Here is a 3,093-nt window from a genome sequence, read left to right as displayed (position 1 = left end):
TTCACCTTCGCCACTCCCGCAGCCGGCCAGTGCCACCAGCGTGGCGGCGACGCACGCCGTCACGAAGGTAGGGCGGGAATGCAGACGCATGGGTGTCCTCTCGATTCATCACGACGGGAACGGTCTCCCCCGGCCCCGTGCCAAACTCTCACGGTCGGGCTCGCCTCGCATCCTGACCCGCCCCGGGGCCGTTGTGGATGAGTAGTCCTCACCACGCCTGCGGCGCCGATGTGTGGTGGAGTGAAGCGACGCACCGGGGAGATCACCAAGGGGAGACGCATGACTGCCGAGGCCGAGCCGCGCCCAGACACCGGACGGACCACATGATCAGCCGACGCGCACTCCTGCTCAGCACCAGCACAGCCGCAGTACTCGCCACCACCGCCTGCATCAGCGCCCCACCCATGGACGAGAAGGAAGTCAATGACGCCGTCGCACAGGTCGAGGGCGTCACCTCCGTCGACATCACAGTCGGGCGCTCCGGGACTGCAGACTGGTCACTCCGCGGGCAAGTCGGACTGCCCGACGACCCGGCCCAAGCACGGACCGTGTACGAGAACTGCCTACGCGCCATCGCAGCACTGCCCGCCAAGAGCAACCTCGGACTCTACGTCTATGGCAAGTCCGCCGCGGGCGAACTCGACCCGAGTGACCTCGGACTCCCGGACAGCACCGCCAGGCTCAAGGAACATTTCAACTAAGACGTGGAAGTGCGGGAACTCCGTGGCGGGCTTTGCGTCCCGGCGGGCGACAAGTCGGAGTCACCGCCGTTGATGTCGAGATCCGCAGAACCAAGTAGGAGAGATGATCATCGTCACGCGACGTACCGCTTTGCTGGGTATTCCGGCTGCACTGATTGGGCTGTCTGCGTGCAGTAGCGAACCACCCATGGACGAAGCCGAGGTCAACCGCAGGGTCTCTCAGGTCGAGGGGGTCACCTCAGTGGACATCGTCGTCGAGAGCAGCGGCGTCACCAGTTGGTCGCTGAGTGGCACGATCGGGCTTCCCGACGATGATGCACAGGCTCGCGCGGTGTACGAAGACTGCCTCCGCGCGATCGCCTCGGTTCCTACCTTGTCCGATGTGCCCATGGGCGTCTACGTCTACGGTGAGTCGGCATCGGGGCAGCTCGACCCCGCAGCTGTCGGCGCTCCGGACAGGACCACCCGTCTGAAGGAACACTTCAGCTGAGCTGGCGCGGTCGACGGCCTCACGACGGAGCCTCAACACCCGTGGATGCAGGCGCGATGCTCCGTCAGCCCGGCCGGCGCGACGAACGCATGTGCGCACTCACGGCACCAGCGCAACTCGCGCGCCCTCTGCCAACTGTCGATCCTGGCTTCCCACCACCACCACCACCCCCACGCCTCCCTGTCTTTTCGCGGGAGCGACGTGCGGTCACCCGCACAGCGCTTCACCCGGCGGGTGCAGGTCCGGCGCGGGCCCTCCCTTCGGCATGGTCGGGCCCGACCCCACCGAGGCGAAGGGGGATCGCCACCGACGTCGTCACGCTCACCTCGCTGCCGTCGACCTCGCAGGCGACGACGGCTGCGTCGTGCAACCGCGCCACCCGCCTCGCCTCCATGCACGCACCCGCGGGGTCGCCGGCCTGCTCGATCCGGCCGGCGGCGGCGAGCGCCGCGAGGTCGGCCGTGGAGCGGGCCACGTGACTCGCCCGGACGGCGCTGAGGACCGCGAGCGCACCGAGGGTGATCGCCAGCAGGGCGGCGATGACCCCGACGGCCAGGACGCTGGCGGACCCGGCGTCATGCCCCGGGCCAGGCCTCCGCACGGCTCGCTGTCCCACGTCACGGGGACGTCGCATCGGAGACCTCCACCCGGGCGGTCGAGGAACACGACGTGTCGCGCCCGGCGAAGGCCAGGACCGGCGGGGCCGCGCTGGTCACCTTCACGGTGACATCGCCCCCACTGCGGTGCGCCTCGAGGTCGGCTCCCTCCGGCGCCACCCGGCGCGCGTGGCCCAGCGCCCGATCGGCGGACTCGCCGCGCGCAAACTCGCGCACGGCGACCCGCGCGGCGTCGACGCAGCGGACCTGGTCGACACCCCACGAGAGCGCCGAGAGGCAGATCGTCAGGACGAGGACGACCGCGGGGAAGGTGAGGGCGAGCTCCGCCGTCACCATCCCCGCGTCGTCGGCCGCCCTAGCGGATGCCGAGCGCCTCGAGGATGACACCGGACAGCCCCGACTTGATCGTCCCGGACTTCACGACCGCCAGCAGGACGATCGCGAAGGTGCATGCCGCGAGCGTGCCCACGGCGTACTCGGCCGTGGTCATGCCCGCCTCGCACGCCAACCGGGCCCGGTGACCCCATCGGACGATGGACCTCTTCATTGGAAGCTCCTCCCTTGGGCGGCACCCGTTGTGCCGCGGTGAGATCCACCCTTCGCCCTCGCCACCCGCGCAGGGCGAGGGTCCGGAAGTCTGTGGATGACGGCTCGGGGTCAGATCGGGTTGGGGGCAGCCGAACGCTCGTCCCCGAGCCCGTCCACCACGGTCTGACGTCCGGGCGCCACCGCGAGGAGTCGACGCGGTTGGGGCTGACCTCGTACATACGCTCCTGCACGTACCCCTCGTGAACGGGCGTCGATCGCAGGGCGCTCGATCCGGAGCCCTCGAGCAACCTGTTCACGAGCCGCGATCTGCACCTCGACCGGATCGACGTGCCAGTGATTATCGTGCGTCAGGTCAGCCCGTGAAGGGGGTCTGGTGGTCACTGGCGAGCCAGTGGGGCCTGACCCCGGGAGTCACTCTTGAAACTCCACGCACAGCGATCCCAAGCACCATACTGAGGTCCTTCCCGAGCCGCCGGGCTGATCTCCGCGCCAACCGGCACCCCGCGCCCCCCTGCCCCGCTGCCACGTCAGCCCGTCGAGGTCACGACGGCTTGGGCCTCACCGACGCGGATGGTGGTGGACCGCTCCAGCTCCATCGGGATCGTGCCGGACTGGCCCAGCCCGGACCACTGCACCTCCCACGACGCAGTCACCGTCACGTCGTACTCACCGGCCTGCGTGTACCGGTGCCCGCAGTCCGGGGAGTCCGTGATCCCGAACGAGACGTCGTACTTCG

General features: G+C 69.4%; 5 protein-coding genes and 1 pseudogene. 2 read left to right on the top strand and 4 right to left on the bottom strand.

The features are described from left to right. Positions 1-404: 404 nt before the first annotated feature. Complete coding sequence (locus JAN01S_RS16190) at positions 405-701, top strand: hypothetical protein (RefSeq protein WP_157075814.1); 297 nt, start codon at positions 405-407, stop codon at positions 699-701. Positions 702-804: 103 nt separating this feature from the next. Further along, on the top strand, positions 805-1,191 hold the full coding sequence (locus JAN01S_RS16185) for a hypothetical protein (protein WP_157075813.1): 387 nt from the start codon (positions 805-807) through the stop codon (positions 1,189-1,191). Positions 1,192-1,414: 223 nt separating this feature from the next. Here the strand turns inward: JAN01S_RS16185 and JAN01S_RS16180 are convergent, their stop codons facing one another. The 4 genes and pseudogenes from JAN01S_RS16180 to JAN01S_RS17265 all read right to left on the bottom strand — a co-directional run. Continuing rightward, positions 1,415-1,792 (bottom strand): Rv3654c family TadE-like protein, encoded by a 378-nt coding sequence (locus JAN01S_RS16180; protein ID WP_068319815.1) that lies wholly within the window; start codon positions 1,790-1,792, stop codon positions 1,415-1,417. Between the two features lie 16 nt (positions 1,793-1,808). Continuing rightward, a complete protein-coding gene (locus JAN01S_RS16175) occupies positions 1,809-2,144 on the bottom strand; it encodes a TadE family type IV pilus minor pilin (protein WP_068319813.1) in 336 nt (111 codons plus the stop codon). A gap of 19 nt (positions 2,145-2,163) precedes the next feature. Beyond that, positions 2,164-2,355: a DUF4244 domain-containing protein gene (locus tag JAN01S_RS16170; RefSeq protein WP_068319811.1), complete on the bottom strand. Its 192-nt coding sequence runs from the start codon at positions 2,353-2,355 to the stop codon at positions 2,164-2,166. A 529-nt stretch (positions 2,356-2,884) separates the two neighbouring features. Then, positions 2,885-3,093, bottom strand: a pseudogene (locus JAN01S_RS17265) (hypothetical protein); the annotation flags it as partial.

The organism is Janibacter anophelis NBRC 107843 (genome assembly GCF_001570945.1).
Classification (GTDB): Bacteria; Actinomycetota; Actinomycetes; order Actinomycetales; family Dermatophilaceae; genus Janibacter; species Janibacter anophelis.
The sequence above is the reverse complement of the archived record's forward strand: the minus strand, read 5'-3'. Positions and strand labels throughout refer to the sequence as shown.

Excerpts from the sequence above, each read along its gene's own strand:
- JAN01S_RS16190 (WP_157075814.1), top strand. The coding sequence starts at position 405 with ATGGACGAGAAGGAAGTCAATGACGCCGTCGCACAGGTCGAGGGCGTC.
- JAN01S_RS16185 (WP_157075813.1), top strand. The coding sequence starts at position 805 with ATGATCATCGTCACGCGACGTACCGCTTTGCTGGGTATTCCGGCTGCA.
- JAN01S_RS16170 (WP_068319811.1), bottom strand. The coding sequence starts at position 2,355 with ATGAAGAGGTCCATCGTCCGATGGGGTCACCGGGCCCGGTTGGCGTGC.
- JAN01S_RS16175 (WP_068319813.1), bottom strand. The coding sequence starts at position 2,144 with ATGGTGACGGCGGAGCTCGCCCTCACCTTCCCCGCGGTCGTCCTCGTC.